Below are 15,530 nucleotides of genomic sequence, written 5' to 3'. Positions count from 1 at the left end.
ACGAGACCCCTCCCGATTCAGGGGTCAATACATCGTATTCGATTAACAATCACAACCTTCAAGATATGGGCCAAATATTCGGCGGAAAAATTCGCCCAGGCGATCGGATAAGCAGCAAGCGCGAAGTCCCCCGTACCCCTCGATGCTAGGCGGTGTCGGAACCCAAATTGACTACCGTTATGGGATAGTTCGCCTTACGGACCTTCGTCGTTGCTCTCGCGGCCATGGTTGCAGATGTTACGAAATAGAAGCGCTCCCCCGACATGTTTGCCAACTTGTGCAGCGTTCGCTTCATCCGCTGGTCGATAACACCTTCGGGATTGGCCGAGGCGGTTATCTCCGCCGAAATCAAAGTGATTCCTCCTCCTCCACGCCCCAGCAGGTCAGGCTCATCTGCTGTTCCCGTGGACGTGGGATGCCAAGTCCATTGCGTGATCCGGTCAAAGTCGCGTCGCCTGTTCAACCATTCAAGCGCTCGGATGATGAGGAACTCATGTTGGAGCTGGTTGAGCAATTCGTAGCTTTGAGAACGAAATTGCTGCAGGACCCTCATATGATGATCGAGGTTTCCTATTTCACCTGAAAGGGCTTCTCGCGCGCGGGCGACAAACACGGACGCTCGTCGCTCCAAATCCGCTCGAAGTTGCCCCAGATCATTGATGACCGGCAATCGACATCCCTCCCGCTACGCTGACGTTTGGGGCTTTGCGGACGGATTGTCCAGATGGGAAGGGTCCAACGGACGTCCGATACGCCAACCTTTTGATGTCCACAGATATGGTCACTGACGTTCGGACACCTCTGACTCACGGCGTTGCTCTATTGGAGGTTATTGAGAGGCTTTGGACACCCAGTCCGCCTTCTTCGCCGGTCTCTGGACGCCCTGGCAGGGTCCGCAAGTTCAAAGGCAGGGGGCCGCGAGTCAGAGGGCCCCGGCGACTTCGAGCTGTACGGCTTCATGACAACCAAGCCCAACGCCCTCATCGCGCCAATCCATCAGACGGCAATGCCTGTCATCCTGGCGACGCAAGAGGAGACCGAGACTAGGCTTACAGCGCCCTGGTCAGAGGCGAAGCGGCTACAGCGCACGGCATCAGATAATGCCCTTGTGATTATCGAGAAGCCGGCTACGCAGATCAAGTATCCGCAGGATGCCAACGACGTAGATGGCCAAACTCGTTGTTGTAGGCTGGAATAATAGCCATCCTAACTCGAGGGCCAACGGCTCAACGAAAAATCGCGCCTTTGGCTGCTTCTCTAGACACCTATACTTGCAGCGACTTCTCTTTCCGCATCGCGAGCATCTCGCAAGACCTTCCACCATGGAAGTAACTCACCCACTTCAAAAGCGAAGTCCTTATGCTCGTCCAATTTCGGGACGGCATTGTCTCGCACGTCGCGGACACTCCAACCTTGATAATCAGGTAGCGTGGCAGCGCGGAATGCCGCCAGCAACTGCTCCTCGTTCGAGACCGTAAGCATGTCATCCAATTCCTGGATCGGGCAGAACACGGGGGGCCGCTTATCTTCCTCGTTGATATCCGGCTCCCTGGCTGCGGCGATCTTCTCTGCCTCCGCAACGACGGTTCGGCGAAGTTCCCCCGACACCTGCGTCCAAGCGTCCATGGTGAGAACAATGGCCGGGGCATCGGGCGCAACTTCAACCTCGATGATACCGCGCCGGACATGCGAAAAAAACCGCCAAAGCTGGAAGATCGCTTTAGATATCTGCGAATACCCGTTCTTCGCACTCTCCGCCGGATCGTCGGCGTATTGGGCTTCAAAGGTGAGCTTGGTCGCTTTGCATTCAAATACCGCTGCGATGCGTCCATTTTGGTTCAGAAGGATGTCTGGCGTCTCGACCGTGTTCTTGTTGTAGGTATATTCGAGGGCAGGTGCGGGCTCGAAGCCCGGACAATGCGCCTTGAGCGACCGTCGCGCATATTCCTCAAACCGCTTCGTAGCATCATTCGTGACGGCAGTGCCCCCGTTTTGCAGGTCGTAGTACAATCCCACTGTCGCCCGCAGTACAATAAGCGCTGGGAGCGGTGCGATGTACCGATCCACCCGCCCGACGGCTCGGCGGATGATTGGTTTCACCCGCAGGTAACTCGGCTGGTAGGTGACCGGCAAAGTCGAACCCAAACTCTTCTCGAATTTAGCTAGGAGATTTCTGGACTCCCGCCGAACCATCCAGATGTCTCCGGAGAGGAGATTGAGGCTTTTGTCGATCGCGTCCTGGGACACCTTGAACACATCCAGATTGGCGATGCGCTCCATCCACGGGCCTTGAGTTAGGTAGGCAAAGTGGCCGAAAGCAACCGTGAAGAAATCCATGACGGAGACGCCATACGATTTTTCGAAGTAGGCGGCGCATTCGCCCTGTCCATAGATATAAAGGTATCGGTAAATATCGCGTATCTGGACGAACCCACGTTGCCAAGCAAACTGCCGGTGGCCGATGCGATGTAGCTCTAGCAACACGTTAGTACCGTCCACGCGTCCGGAATTTTCATGATTTTCCACGGCGCGTAGGAGGTTCACGATATTGGCAACAGTGTTGTAGTCTCGCGTGATCAGGGGCCGCATCCGCACCATCGATGCAGTTTTAATTGTGTTCAAATCAAGCGCGATAAGCGTTTCCAGATCCCATTTATATGCTGAGTATTGGGAACCTATGTCAGTTGTCGCGGCTTCCTTTGGATGCTTGAGGAATTTGGCAGCCTGGCTGACACGCTCATCCTGAATAGCATGCACCGCCCATATCATGCATAGGAACGACGCATCTTCTGTATCGGCAAGGTTCTTCCGCAACACCGGCAGCGCCGCCGCTGGGTCGATCTTCGGCTCGTTGCTTCTATTTTGGGCCATTCGCCGAACCTCCATATCCGGAGTGTCTAACTGATTCTGATCGTCTACTGCTTCTCGGCGAGGTGCGGGGTAGTAGGCTGCCAGTGTCCGGGCCGCCCGAGAGAGGCAGAAGGCCGGTTTTTCACTACGCAGTGAAAAAATTTCAACAGAGCCTATCGCCTCCCCCTACAGCCGAACCCATCGACACCGAACGGCCGACCTCATGCCCGCGTTATGGCCAAGCTGGTCAAACTCTCAATCGCGAACATTCCACTGACGTTCGGTGTTGAAGATTGAGCGCCGACCGCCTACCGTCAATCGCGAACATTCAACTGACGTTCGGTATTGAAGAGATGACCATGGCAACCATCGAAGAACTGATAGAACGAAGCGAGCAAACACTTGTCAGCAAAAGAGCAGATGGGCGGGGCCACAGGCGACGAGGCCTAGCGTCACTCATAGCCGAGGAATGCGGGGTGAGCGTCCGCGCCGTCCAGAGGAAGATGCAGCGGGACCGGCAGAAAGCCCTTGGGTTTAGTGATGCGGACATGCCCGACACTACAAGCCTGTTCATGGCTCAAATCAGGTACGTGATTGGTGATGACGCCGACGACGCCCCAGAGATGCTGCGGAAGCTGGCAACGTTCCTGAGGTTTGGAAACAAACGAGCCATTGTAGCCCAAATGTATAAACTGGCGGACGAGATTGATCCGGAAGGCTCTTGGGGGAGGTGAGAACCCGGAATATTTGGGCCAAATATCTTTCACCCCCATCTGATAAGAGGCAGCGCGCAGCACCCCCCGTACCCCCTCGGTTCCAGCCCGCAGCAATGCCATAGGTCTGCCATACGATAGATCGCTGGGTGACCCCGAGGCGTGCACGATGGGCGGCTGACAGGAAAGGACTGAGGTCCAGCCTCATGGCATGGCGGTGCGGCCCCTCCCAGATCAGGTGTGGCCGGGTAGCCCACTTGTCGAGCCACACTCCGTCGCACGGCGCCTGCCTTGCGCGATGATTTCCAAGCCGCTAAGGGGCCATACCTACTGCACCGAAGGAGAATCCAGAATTGAAAAACGAAGCCTCCGCACCTGACGAACTCGTCGGCATAGTGACAATCCGCGTGACCAGCCGAAATGCAGCTGCGATCATCGCACACGCACAACGGTACGTCGCGGAGTTTGGCCCCGACGACGAAGACCACAAACCGGTGGTTATCGCTGACAACGATTATAAGTCCGCGCTGCTCTATCTCTTTGATACCCCAGATGATGTCGACGTCGGGACGGTCACTTCAGCCGAGATCATCCAAGCCCCGGAGGCGCGCTAGCGTCGTTGAAGAGGGCGCGTTGGTTTAGCCACGTAGGCCTTGCGGATACCGCGAGGGCGGACCTACCCCGACACCCGGTGATACCGATCACGATCCAGAGCCTTGCTGATATCGAGAACCCCAGCGGGGTCCCGATGGTTGGTGCAAAATCTGAGCGGTCCATCAGCGGCATCGCGGGTCGCCGGCTGTCCGACCTCTGCTTTGGACCGATGGGGGAACTGGGCGTGCCCGCAGATGTCCGCAAGGGTATAGCTCCACGGTCATGCAGAAAGATGCCCGAAAGGGTGTCCGTTAGGATTGACTTCGGTCTACGGACAGCATAGACAACGGACAGAACCCTTACAGACAGGAGCCTGCCCGTGAACAAGACCGTCCTCTATGCGCGCGTGTCGACCGCAGATCAGACGTTGCAGCATCAGCGCACGCAGGCGGAGGCAGCCGGGTTCAAGATCGACAAGGTCGTGGCGGATCACGGAGTCTCGGGCGTCACGACGAAGCTGGCAGAGCGGCCAGAGGGCAAGCGGCTGTTCGACATCCTCCGCCCTGGCGACACCCTCGTCGTCCGTTGGGTGGACCGGCTCGGCCGCGACTATCAGGACGTTTCGGACAGCATCCGCCACTTCATGCGGGATGGCGTCATCATCAAGACCGTCATCAATGCGATGGTGTTCGATGGCGCGACCAAGGACCCCATACAGCAAGCCGTCAGGGACGCGCTGATCGCCTTCATGGCGGCGACGGCAGAAGCACAAGCAACGGCAACGAAGGAAGCCCAGAGGGCCGGCATCGCGGGCGCCAAGGCCGATCCCAAGACCTACCGTGGTCGGAAGCCGAGCTATGACCGGGAGACATTCGACCTGGTGACCGGGATGCTGGCGACCAATGCCGGCGCCTCAGCCATTGCTGCGGTCACCAAGCTGTCCCGACAAGCCATCCTGCGGATCAGGGACGACCGCGCGGGGGCCGAGAAGGCGCTCGCACTCTGGGAAATGTGATGGCGCGGCAACAAGGCCAATTGGCGGCGGATGCTGTTCGGTGTATCGGAGCGGGCTCAAGGCTCCTTCGCAATGACTCACAGGCGACCATAGAGGTGCCGTACAGAGTCACGGGATACAGCCGAGTCCCACCATTGCCCCGCACCGCCCTGCTCGTCCTTGGCCCTTTGTGTGTCCGTGGGAGAGGGGTGGCTATATTGATGAATTGGAAGACCGCAGTTGGACCAGATCGCGCCGCTTATCGCAACGCATGATGATGAGGATGAAGAACGAGATCGCCCGTTCAACGCCTATCGCTTCGCTGCGTCCGACAGCGCTAAGGGCATCGTCGCGGAAGCTATCAAGCTGGTCATGAACTACGAGGAGCGCTTCGGACTGGCGAAGAACAAGCGCCGCGACGTGGACCAGCAGACGTTCGACCTGACTGTGGACGCGGTCCTGTCCGACCTGATGCATCATCATCTCGTCGAATACCCGCTCGACATCTATGTCACCCGGTCCAATCGTGTCTTGGGAACAAAGAGCCGGTATCGGCCACGGGCCTACAGCAAGGTATTTCCCCGCATTCTGGACCTCCTCGCCAAGCCCGAGTTGGGCTATGTGCATCAGGACAAGGCTGCTCCGATACCTGGCGCCTCCAAGTCGACGGTTATCCGACCGGGTCCGACCCTGCTGTCGCGGATGGACGAGAACGACATCGACGTTGACGACCTCGACGAACATCCCCACAGCGAGACGATCATTCTAAAGCGGATGAAGGACCGAGACGACTATTGGGACGAGGGCGGACTGGAGCAGTACCACGACACACTGACCACGGACCGTTATCGCCGGGAGCTTGATGAGATCAACCAATGGCTGGCGTCGGCAGACCTGAGGTACGATCCACGCGGCATTCCCTGGCCGCATACGGCTTTCGACATCCGCGACAGGCGACTGCGCCGCATCTTCACGCAAGCTCGCTTCACGAGTGGCGGCAGAATGTTCGGAGGGTTCTGGCAGCAGCTGCGGAAGCACGAGCGACGGCAAGGGCTCAAGATCGCCGGAGAGAAGGCCGTGGAGCTGGACTACGGTCAGGTGGGCGCTCGCATCCTCTACGGCATGGCAGGCCATCTCCCCGCCCCCGGGGACCTCTATCAGATGCACGGATATAACCAGCACCGGGACGGCATCAAGAAAGTGATGAGCGCCATGATATTCGCCGAGGCGCGGCTAGACCGGTTCCCCAAGGACACCAAGAAGCTGTTTCGCAAGGCCGACAAGGTCGGTGAGGTGGTCGACGCCATCGAGGCCAAGCACCCGCTGATCAAGGATCAATTCCACAAGGGTCTTGGCCATGATGCGCAATTCATCGAGAGCAGCATCCTTGTCGACGTTCTCCTTGATCTTCGTGCCCAGGATATCGTCGCCCTGCCGATCCACGACGCGGTGATGGTGCCAGCTTCCAAGGTATCGATGACTGAGGAGACCATGCTCCGTGTATTCCATGCTCATGCCCATGTTCAGGGTACTGTCACGGTTGAAGGCTAGGGAGGGGACTTCATCCCTGTCCTGGGTCCTCTCATCCTTCAGATACATTCTCAGCTACCTCTACTCCTGCCCAGGTAGCTCATTCACCCACCTGCTTGGCTCCCTTAATGGGAAACCCAGGGAACACCTAAGAGGGACTCGAGATTGACGAACTGGGCCAAGAAGCGCGAACGGAAGAACGAGGTCAAAGCCCGTGCTGCCGAGCCAAGCCAAATGTTCAGGAACTGCCGTGTCATCGGCTGCGCCAAGCCCGCTCGTGCTGGCACGGAGGACGGCCTGGACACCTACTTCTGCCGAACGCACTCTGACCACTACTCTCGCCACGGCAGCCCGTATAAGCGCTCATACACCGCCAAGGAACTCGCGCCATACCGCAAGGCAGCCAATGCCTGGTTGGAGGCGAATGCCGAGGACCAATGGGTGCGCAATGCCGTCGACCGCGTAGAGACGCTCTACCGGGCCGCAGGGCCCCATCTGGAGGCGTTCAGGCTGCGGGGCCAATCTCCCGAAGCCCGCGCGAAAGCAGCGTGGGCGAGGCTGCGAAAGGCGAAGGCCGATCCCCGCCGCGTTGTCGCTGCCTGGCTTGCCGTCGAGATGGCTGTCGCGGCTGACCCGCAAGCGGACCGCAAGCCGGAATACAAGCGCGTTCAGACGGCCAAGCTCGTCCACAGGATGGCATCGGGCACACATAAGCGATGGCAAAGCGGGCCCGGCGGAGAGCAGGAACTGCATATTTATCCGCGCTCTCGCGGGCGTGTCCTGCGGCACATCGGCAGCGACATCGAGGAGGCGACAGCCTTGCTCGTCGAACACACCGCCTCGCCGAGGCTGTAGGGCTCAGCTCGATATGCTGAAGATCGCGCATGAGGGTCAGGGTAGTGTCTCATTTGAATTTCGGCTCACGACCCTTCTCTGCCCTTCGTTCGGAGAAGTTCTACCGCGAGCCCTGACTCATTGCCGTCATTTAGAAACGTCTAATGTTACGAGGGTCCGCTACCCAGGGTAGGTCAGCGTCTCCGTTTATCGAGTCAATGCTCCGGCGATCGAAACGTCTCGTGGCAGCCGTTGCAGATTTTTCTGATCCGTTCAAAAGAAACCGCGACCGCAGCTCTGTCGCCGTGTGCGGCTGTCCCGGCAAACGCCTCGGTCGCGTTGTGTAGACCCTGCATTGCCTCTTGGAATGCTTCCGGCTTTTCCCAGATTGCCGGCAAGGCTTTGCTGTGGCGATCGATGCTGCCGGGCGGAAACATGGTTGTGGTTCGGTGGCAATTTTCGTGGAGCGCATCGGCGTGCTGAACGATGGCCGCCGCATCGAACGGCGCCCTGCCGGCGAGCATATCTCCGATGGCCTTCAGCTCGCGGCCCATGTTCTTCATCGCTGCCATGCGTTCGGCGATGATGCCCGTCGCCCCTTGGTGCGCCAGAGCCGCGCCTGCAATAAGCACGGCTGCTAACGCTATGGCAGCGAGCTTGAACAATCAAACCTCCCGTCCACGAGGGGCGACCTGCCACTGCGCTTAGCGGCAGGGTCTTGCCTGGACTACTTGACCGGAATCATCAGGTGCGCATAGGGCGTGTCGGGGAACATGACATATGGCTGCGTCTGGTCCGGCTCGTGGGGATACAGGGCCATAATGTCCGGTGCGTTCATGACCATGACATGGGGACCGTCATGCAGCCATTCGGCCCCTTCCGCCGGCTTGGTTGCAAAGGGGTCGGTATTGCTGGCCGCATCGCCCCCCTTCAGCATGTAGGCGAAAGCGACCTTACCCTTCGGCGGCTCGCTCTTTGACATGATCGCGTGCATCCACGCCATCCCGTTCTCATCTGTGCACATCGGGTCGTCGGCGGGAGTTCCAGGGTCGTCCGGGATGCAAGTGAAGCCGTTCGTGCCCTTCCTCAACGTCTTCATCTCCCAATTCACGACGGCGGCGTTTTTGCCGACAGCCTCCGGTGCTGCCGTAATCGCATTCTCAATCAACTGCTCATCGCTTTTATCAGCCGCAGGTGCGGGGAATGCCCAGGCGGCGGCAATAACTGCCAAAAACACAGGGCTTGTATGGATGCGCATTTCCTCCTCCTTAGCGAGCGCAGATTTTACCGGCGCGTCGCAACGAGCACAGCTCCCGCTCTTTGGAGTTGGCTGCTGCCCTAGGACCTGGGCGCGCCGAAGACATAAGATACTCCTAATATTACGTCGGGTCACCTAGGGATGTGACGCCGGTCCTGCTCGTGGCCCGAAGCTGATGTACGGAATGGCCGCTCTTGGCGCTACCTGCTCGTTCCCATCGACGGGTCGAATGCCAACATTCCACCCACAGCCGAAATTCAAACTGAGACCCTACCGGGTCAGGCGTCGCTTGCGCCGGAGACACAAGGGTGGTACACAGACGGCATTGGTGGCAAGAAAATTATCAGCAAAATCAGTAAGTTGTCGGATCGATAGGCGAGTTCAATCCTCTCTCGCAGCACCAGTTTCCAACATCCTTGTTGCCGCACATTCGTCCTCTGCTTGCAAGGGCGAGGCGGCTACACGGGAACGGCGCGGCCGTCGTGCTGGCGGACCTCATTGGCGGTGCATTGCTCCAGAAGATGGCTGCCACAGGCAACTCCAACCGAAGCGCATTCCCGGCAGGACACGATTCATTAACCAAGATGCTGTTCATCGACATGACGTATTATGGCATGGATGCCCGTCTGCGTCGGTCAAGTCCATGCTTGTCAGGAAGAGGGCCGAAAGGCTCCTGATCTGGGCGGAACCTAAAACCGCCCGAAACAAAAGAACGTGCAAGGCATGAACGTGAGCGAAAACGTGCAAAACGCCCCCGGTACTTCCCGTCTTTGGACACTGCCAGCCATCATGGCAGCGTTCTTATGTCTGTTCGTTACCGGCGCATTCGCGGAGACGCGTGCTTTGAAGATTCAACATCTCCATACGGGCGAGAAGGCTGAAATCGTGTTCAAGCGCAATGGGCGCTATGATCCGGCGGGATTGAAGAAGATCAATTTGATGCTGCGCGACTGGCGTCGCAACGAACCGACGAAGATGGATCCGCGCCTGCTCGATCTTGTCTGGCAGGCCTATCGCGCCAGCGGCTCGACAGCCTATATCCACGTGGTCAGCGCCTATCGGTCGCCAGCGACGAACGCCATGCTGCGCAGCCGCTCGAAGGGCGTGGCTCGGGAAAGCCAACACATGGTTGGCCGCGCGATGGACTTCTTCCTGCCGGATGTGCCGCTGAAGAAGCTGCGCGACATCGGTCTCAAGATGCAGGGCGGCGGCGTAGGCTATTACCCGACCTCCGGTTCGCCTTTCATACATATGGATGTCGGCAATGTGCGGCATTGGCCTGGCATCAGCCGCCAGGAACTCGCAAGGGTATTCCCGAACGGCAATACGCTGCATGTGCCGAGCGACGGCAAACCGCTGCCCGGTTATGGGCAGGCGTTTGCCGCCTACAAATCGCGCAAGGGCGCCGGCACGCCCAACATCGACCTGGCAAGTGCCGACGGCGGCCAACGCAGGCCGCGCGGCCTGCTGGCGACGCTTTTGGGTGGGCGCGGCGCGGACGAGACCGATGATGTCGCCGAAGCGGTGCCGGCGCCACGCAAGCCGGCCAAGTCCGTTGAACCCAGGCCCGCCGGCATCGCAATCGTGCCGCCACAGGATGCCCAGCGCGCCGACATCCAGACGGCTTCCGTCGATCGGGCCGAAGAATCGCCGATCGGAGCGGAGGGAAAGACGCCTGAAGCGATCGTGATGGCGATGGCGCCGGGCTCAGTGCCGCTGCCAGCTTTCGCCCCGCGCACCGGGTCAACGGCCAGCATTCCGACCCCGCAAATCGCGCCACTTGCAACAGCCAACGCTTCCACGGCGCGGGCCGAGCTGGCCAATCCAGCAGCAACCGATGCTGAAATTCCCTCGGGCAAGTCGGATGCCGGCCCCGCGAGCGGCGCGCCGGACCTGGTGGTGCTCAACATCCCGTTGCCGACATGGCGGCCGGAAAGCCCGACAAGGCCGACGCGCCAGCCTGACGCAGACAAATCCGGCGATGCGGTCGCTGCCTTGCTGGCCTTGAACCACGCCGATGACGGCCACAATGGGTTGGCCGGCCAGCGGGTCTCGGTTGCCCAATCGAAGCCCGAAGATCGCGTCAGGACCAGCCCGAAGGCCGACCGTGTCCAGCCAAATCTCGATCCCGAAGCTACCGCGGTCATCGTGCCGGCAGCGTTGTCCGGCCGGCTGATTGAGACGGGTCGTGGCATCGCCGGCGGAGCCAGCCCTGCGGCGGCGCCCGTCATTGCCGCCAATCTCATCCGCACAGCGCCGGAGCACATCTATCTCGATGGATTCCAGCCGCGAGGACAGACCTCCGATCACCGACGCTTCACCGGTTCAGCGGTCAAGTTCCTGCCCATCGCCAGCTTCAGATAGACGCAAGCCCTCGTTCGAGCCGACGTGGATGTGTTGCACGACTGGCTTGGCTGTCATGGGATTGCAAGTCATGCCGAACTCTCGATGGTTCTGTAAGAAAAGTTCCAAGTTTGACAAACATGTGCGAAATTGTAAGATAATTGTCTTTCCGTCGACGATAGGCGATGACAATGTCGATCCGCGAAGAACTGGCCAATACGACCGTGGCGTTCACTTCCGCGGAAGAGAAGATCGTCCAGGTCCTGCTCGCCGATTATCCGATGTCGGGGCTGGGCACCGCGACCCGGCTGGCACGGCGCGCTGGCGTCAGCGACCCGAGCGTGACGCGGCTGATGACCAAGCTTGGCTATGTCGGCTTTGCCGACTTCCAGGCACGCCTGCTCACCGAAGTCGAATCCAGGCTGCATTCGCCGCTTTTGATGATGGAGGCCAAGCGTCCGGGCGGCTCCAGCGAAGGCACCGCACTTGCCTATTTCCATTCGGTTTCCGACAGCTTGGAGCGCACGCGCACGGCAGTGCCGGTGCAGGCCTACACGCGGGCCGTCAACATGCTGCTGGAGAGCAAGGGCCAGGTCGTGCTGCTGGGCGGCCGGTTCAGCCGGCATATCGCCTCCATGCTGGCCGGCTACCTCCTGCAGTTCCGCTCCGGCGTGCGCGACATCGGTTCGTTGAGCCCCGCCGATTTCGACCTGTTGATCGACCTTGGCAAGCGCGACCTCCTCGTCGTGTTCGACTACCGGCGTTACCAGTCGGACGTGGTGAGCTTTGCCCAGCAGGCCAAGGAGCGCGGCGTCTCCATCCTGCTGTTCACCGATGTCTGGCTGTCGCCGATATCTGACATAGCGGACCTGACCATGGTCGCGGCGATCGACGCCAACTCGCCGTTCGACACGCTGGCGACGGCCGTTGCCCAGATGGAAACCGTGTTTGCCCACGCGCTGGAGGGCCATGGCGCCGGGGTTCGCAAGCGCATCGAGGACATCGAAAGGATCCGCAGCGCCAATGCGGTCACGCTCGATACCGCCCTGTCGTCATCGGCCGACGACGCCGCCAAATCCAAAACCACAAGAAAATAGTGTCGTTGCGCCCAGTGCAGCGATTGCAAAGCGCCGCGATGCAGAGAAGGAAGCGACGATGCCCGACAACCAGACCATCATCGATGCCGTGCAGGCTGGGATCGAGACCGATCGCGACTGGTTGATCGGCCTGACCCGCGACATGGTTTGCATCCCTTCGGTCAATCCCAAATTCGAGCCCAACCCGGCGATCAACCGCGAGGCGGATGTCCAGGCGCTGCTCGAACCGATCCTCAAGCAGGACGGGTTCAGGACCGAGCAATGGGATGCCTTGCCCGGCCGGCCCAATCTGGTCGGCGAATGGGCGGGAGACAAGGACCGCAGCCTGATCCTGTGCGGCCATATCGACGTCGTGCCGGTCGGCGCGATGAAGGACTGGTCGGTCGATCCGTTCGGCGGCGAGATCACCAATGGCCGCCTCTATGGCCGCGGCGCCGTCGACATGAAGGGCGGCGTCGCCGCTTGCGTCGCCGCAGCACATGCGATCCGCAAGGCGGGCATCACGTTGCAGGGCCGGCTCGCCATCCACTCGGTCGTCGACGAGGAAGCCGGCGGCTTCGGCGCCATGGACGCGGTGAAGAAGGGCAAGCTCGCCAAGGCGGTGCTGGTCGCCGAACCGACCTGGGGCGATGTCCTGCCCGTCGAAGGCGGGCTCGAATGGGCGCGGGTGACGATCCGCGGCCGCAACGCCCATTCGGCGCTGCGCTACAACGAGATCTATCCGCAGCGCCACGACAAGGACCGGCTGGAGCCGGGCGTCAACGCCATCGAGATCGCCGCCCGCTTCATTGCCGCCGTGCGTCAGTATGAGCTGGACCGGACGCGGGCGAAATCCCATCCGCTGCTGCCGCTCGGCATGAACACCATCAACATCGGCGTCATGCATGGCGGCACCGGCCTTGGCGAACACGGCCTGCCGACCGTCATGACCAACCCGGCCATCATTCCCGACGTCGCGGTGCTCGACCTCGACATGAAATTCCTGCCGGATGAGAACTCGGCCGACTACCGCCGCGACTTCGAGACGTTCGTCCATCATTTCGCGCAGACCGATGCGTGGCTGCGCGACAACCCGCCGACGATCCAGTGGGAGCTCGGCGGCCTCTACTTCCCGCCGATGAACACATCGGTCGATCACCCCTTGGTGACATCGCTGATGAAGCGCAAGGCCATGGTCGGCAAGGCGCCGCAGGCGCGGGGCTTCGTCGCCGTGTGCGATGCCGCGCACTATGCCGGCGCCGGCGTCGACGGTGTCATCTTCGGCCCGTCAGGCGACGGGTTTCACGGTTCCGACGAATATGTCGAGGTCGAATCGGTGGTCGAGACCGCCAAGGTGATCGCTGCTTCGGTCATCGACTGGTGCGGCATCCGCTGAGGCGGAGCCGCTATTCCGAAACGGTCAGGCCGGGCGTTTCAGGCGTCCGGCGACGGCGCCCCATGAAGCCTTGATCATGCCGACCAGGCCGCTCGGGTAGGCCAGCATCACGCCGATGATCAGCACCGCCGTGATCATCGGCCGCCACGCACCGAAATCGGCCATCCATTCGGCGAAGATCGTCAGCACGAACGAAGCGATGATGGCGCCGTAAATGGTGCTGGTGCCGCCGAGCAGCACCATCGACAGGATGATGGTCGCCAGGCTCATGCCGAAGACGTCGATCGAGGCATTGCGCTGGTAGGCGGCGTAGAAGGCGCCGGCGATGCCGGTGAAGAAGGCGCTCGCGGCAAGCGTCAGCATGCGCTGGCGGACGATCGAGACGCCGCGGCTGACGGCGTATTCCTCATTGTCGCGCAAGGCGACGATACTGGCCCCGGCGCGTGAGCGCACGAACACGCGCAGGAACAGCGTGCTCGCCACCAGCAGCGCCAGCGCGATGTAGAAATAGGCTGACTTGCCGTCACGGACCATATTGTGGTCGAACACGTAAAGTCCGGGAATGCGCACCAGCCCTTGCGTGCCACCGGTGATGGCGGACTGGCTGATGATCACCTGCATGACCAACTGCGCGAAGCCGAAAGTGACCAGGATGATGTAGATGCCCTTCAGCCGCAGGATCGGGATGGTCACCAGGATCGCCGCCAGGGTTGCGATGACACCGCTGGCAAACAGCGCGATCCACGGGTCGAATTCGGCCAGCTTGGTCAGCAGGCTGTAGGCATAGACGCCGATGCCGAACAGCGCCAGATGGCCGAAATTGAAGACGCCGCCATAGCCGAGGCTGAGGTCCCAGTTCGAGGCGACGATCGCATAGATGAAGGCCATGATCAGGATGTGGCGGGCATAGGTGTCGCCGAAGATCAGCGGCAGCAATGCCAGCAAGGCGAAGCCGATCACGAAGCCGATGGCCTCCTGCTCCCACGGCGTGCGGCCGGGAGCGATCGGGGTTGCCGCCTCTGCATGGCCAAGGGTGATCGGCGATGTCGTGTTGGTCATGCTAGGCCTCGGGAGCGGCTGGCGAAGATGCCCTCGGGGCGCACCATCAGGGTCAGGATGAGCACGCCGAACAGCAGCGCCGGCGTCCAGTACAAGCCGAAATAATAGCTGCAGGCGGCCTCGAAGAAGCCGATCAGATAGGCGGCGAAGATCGGTCCCGATATGCTCGATATGCCGCCGAAAACGACGACGATCAGCGCCTTGAGTAGGGGGTCGCTGCCCATCACCGGCGACATGAAACGGTAGCCGCCCATGAAGATGCCGGCGAGCCCGGCCAGCGACGCGGCGATGGCGAAGGCCAGCCCATAGAGCGCCGTGACGTTCAGCCCGACAAGGTGGCTGGCATCTTCGTTCTGCGCCACAGCGCGCAGCGCCAGTCCCAGCCGCGTGCGGTTGAGGAACACCCAAAGTGCGGCCAGGATCAGCGGCGTGATGACGATGATGGCGATCTGGTGCAGGGAGACGCCGACGCCGCCGATGGTGGCGTTGCCGGCGATCAGCGCCGGGATCTGTTTCGAGCGCGGTCCCCAGATGGTCAGCGCGCCGTTCTCGATCAGCGACCCGGCCGCCAGCGTGGTGATGACGACGACCAGCACGATGTTGGGTCGGCCGATCAGCGGCCGCACGACGCTCGCCTGCAGGATCCAGCCGACGCCGGCCATGACGACGACGGCGATCGGAAAGGCGACCGCCGCCGGCAGGCCGAGTTCGACCAACTGCCAGGCGATGTAGGCGCCCAGCATCATGAACACGCCATGGCTGAAATTGAACACGCCAATCGTCGTCCAGACGAGAGCGAGCCCAACCGCCATCATGGCGTAGAGCGAGCCCTGGAACAGGCCGCCGAACAGGATTTCCGCCAATGCGCTCATCTTCGGATTTT

The 15,530-nt window shown here is 60.7% G+C and carries 14 protein-coding genes; 8 read left to right on the top strand and 6 right to left on the bottom strand.

What is annotated here, in order from left to right; genetic code table 11:
- Positions 1 to 145: 145 nt before the first annotated feature.
- Positions 146 to 670 (bottom strand): hypothetical protein, encoded by a 525-nt coding sequence (locus tag NKK51_RS15470; RefSeq protein ID WP_352553733.1) that lies wholly within the window; start codon positions 668 to 670, stop codon positions 146 to 148.
- Between the two features lie 587 nt (positions 671 to 1,257).
- Complete coding sequence (locus NKK51_RS15465) at positions 1,258 to 2,871, bottom strand: hypothetical protein (RefSeq protein WP_352553731.1); 1,614 nt, start codon at positions 2,869 to 2,871, stop codon at positions 1,258 to 1,260.
- Between the two features lie 338 nt (positions 2,872 to 3,209).
- On the opposite strand from NKK51_RS15465, the gene NKK51_RS15460 reads away from it, so the two are divergent.
- The 5 genes from NKK51_RS15460 (at position 3,210) to NKK51_RS15440 (ending at position 7,536) form a co-directional block, all read left to right on the top strand.
- Complete coding sequence (locus tag NKK51_RS15460; RefSeq protein ID WP_352553729.1) at positions 3,210 to 3,584, top strand: hypothetical protein; 375 nt, start codon at positions 3,210 to 3,212, stop codon at positions 3,582 to 3,584.
- A 332-nt stretch (positions 3,585 to 3,916) separates the two neighbouring features.
- Positions 3,917 to 4,177: a hypothetical protein gene (locus NKK51_RS15455; RefSeq protein ID WP_352553728.1), complete on the top strand. Its 261-nt coding sequence runs from the start codon at positions 3,917 to 3,919 to the stop codon at positions 4,175 to 4,177.
- Between the two features lie 359 nt (positions 4,178 to 4,536).
- Positions 4,537 to 5,172 (top strand): recombinase family protein, encoded by a 636-nt coding sequence (locus tag NKK51_RS15450; RefSeq protein ID WP_352553726.1) that lies wholly within the window; start codon positions 4,537 to 4,539, stop codon positions 5,170 to 5,172.
- 219 nt (positions 5,173 to 5,391) lie between these two features.
- Positions 5,392 to 6,702 carry a hypothetical protein gene (locus NKK51_RS15445; protein ID WP_352553724.1) on the top strand — a complete coding sequence of 437 codons (1,311 nt, stop codon included), beginning with the start codon at positions 5,392 to 5,394 and terminating at the stop codon, positions 6,700 to 6,702.
- A gap of 144 nt (positions 6,703 to 6,846) precedes the next feature.
- Positions 6,847 to 7,536: a hypothetical protein gene (locus NKK51_RS15440; protein WP_352553722.1), complete on the top strand. Its 690-nt coding sequence runs from the start codon at positions 6,847 to 6,849 to the stop codon at positions 7,534 to 7,536.
- Positions 7,537 to 7,730: 194 nt separating this feature from the next.
- On the opposite strand, the gene NKK51_RS15435 is transcribed toward NKK51_RS15440, so the two are convergent.
- Both NKK51_RS15435 and NKK51_RS15430 read right to left on the bottom strand, forming a co-directional pair.
- Complete coding sequence (locus tag NKK51_RS15435) at positions 7,731 to 8,180, bottom strand: c-type cytochrome (protein WP_352553720.1); 450 nt, start codon at positions 8,178 to 8,180, stop codon at positions 7,731 to 7,733.
- 62 nt (positions 8,181 to 8,242) lie between these two features.
- The gene (locus NKK51_RS15430) at positions 8,243 to 8,773 is read right to left on the bottom strand and encodes a hypothetical protein (RefSeq protein WP_352553719.1); all 531 of its coding nucleotides are present in this window, start codon (positions 8,771 to 8,773) and stop codon (positions 8,243 to 8,245) included.
- A gap of 723 nt (positions 8,774 to 9,496) precedes the next feature.
- Between NKK51_RS15430 and NKK51_RS15425 the strand changes: the two genes are divergently transcribed.
- The 3 genes from NKK51_RS15425 to NKK51_RS15415 all read left to right on the top strand — a co-directional run bounded on the left by NKK51_RS15425 (position 9,497) and on the right by NKK51_RS15415 (position 13,588).
- Positions 9,497 to 11,137 (top strand): peptidoglycan L,D-endopeptidase MepK, encoded by a 1,641-nt coding sequence (locus NKK51_RS15425; RefSeq protein WP_502902466.1) that lies wholly within the window; start codon positions 9,497 to 9,499, stop codon positions 11,135 to 11,137.
- Between the two features lie 170 nt (positions 11,138 to 11,307).
- Complete coding sequence (locus NKK51_RS15420; protein ID WP_352553715.1) at positions 11,308 to 12,213, top strand: MurR/RpiR family transcriptional regulator; 906 nt, start codon at positions 11,308 to 11,310, stop codon at positions 12,211 to 12,213.
- 58 nt (positions 12,214 to 12,271) lie between these two features.
- Positions 12,272 to 13,588 (top strand): M20 family metallopeptidase, encoded by a 1,317-nt coding sequence (locus tag NKK51_RS15415; protein ID WP_352553713.1) that lies wholly within the window; start codon positions 12,272 to 12,274, stop codon positions 13,586 to 13,588.
- A gap of 24 nt (positions 13,589 to 13,612) precedes the next feature.
- On the opposite strand, the gene NKK51_RS15410 is transcribed toward NKK51_RS15415, so the two are convergent.
- Together NKK51_RS15410 and NKK51_RS15405 are read right to left on the bottom strand one after the other, a co-directional pair.
- Entirely contained in the window at positions 13,613 to 14,647 is a 1,035-nt protein-coding gene (locus NKK51_RS15410) for a branched-chain amino acid ABC transporter permease (protein WP_023809212.1), read from the bottom strand.
- Complete coding sequence (locus NKK51_RS15405; protein ID WP_127296621.1) at positions 14,644 to 15,519, bottom strand: branched-chain amino acid ABC transporter permease; 876 nt, start codon at positions 15,517 to 15,519, stop codon at positions 14,644 to 14,646. Before NKK51_RS15405 ends, NKK51_RS15410 begins: the two co-directional genes overlap by 4 nt.
- Positions 15,520 to 15,530 lie beyond the last annotated feature (11 nt).

The organism is Mesorhizobium sp. M0011 (assembly GCF_040324155.1).
GTDB lineage: Bacteria > Pseudomonadota > Alphaproteobacteria > Rhizobiales > Rhizobiaceae > Mesorhizobium.
Note: the sequence above shows the minus strand (reverse complement) of the source record. Positions and strands in the feature narration are given on the sequence as shown.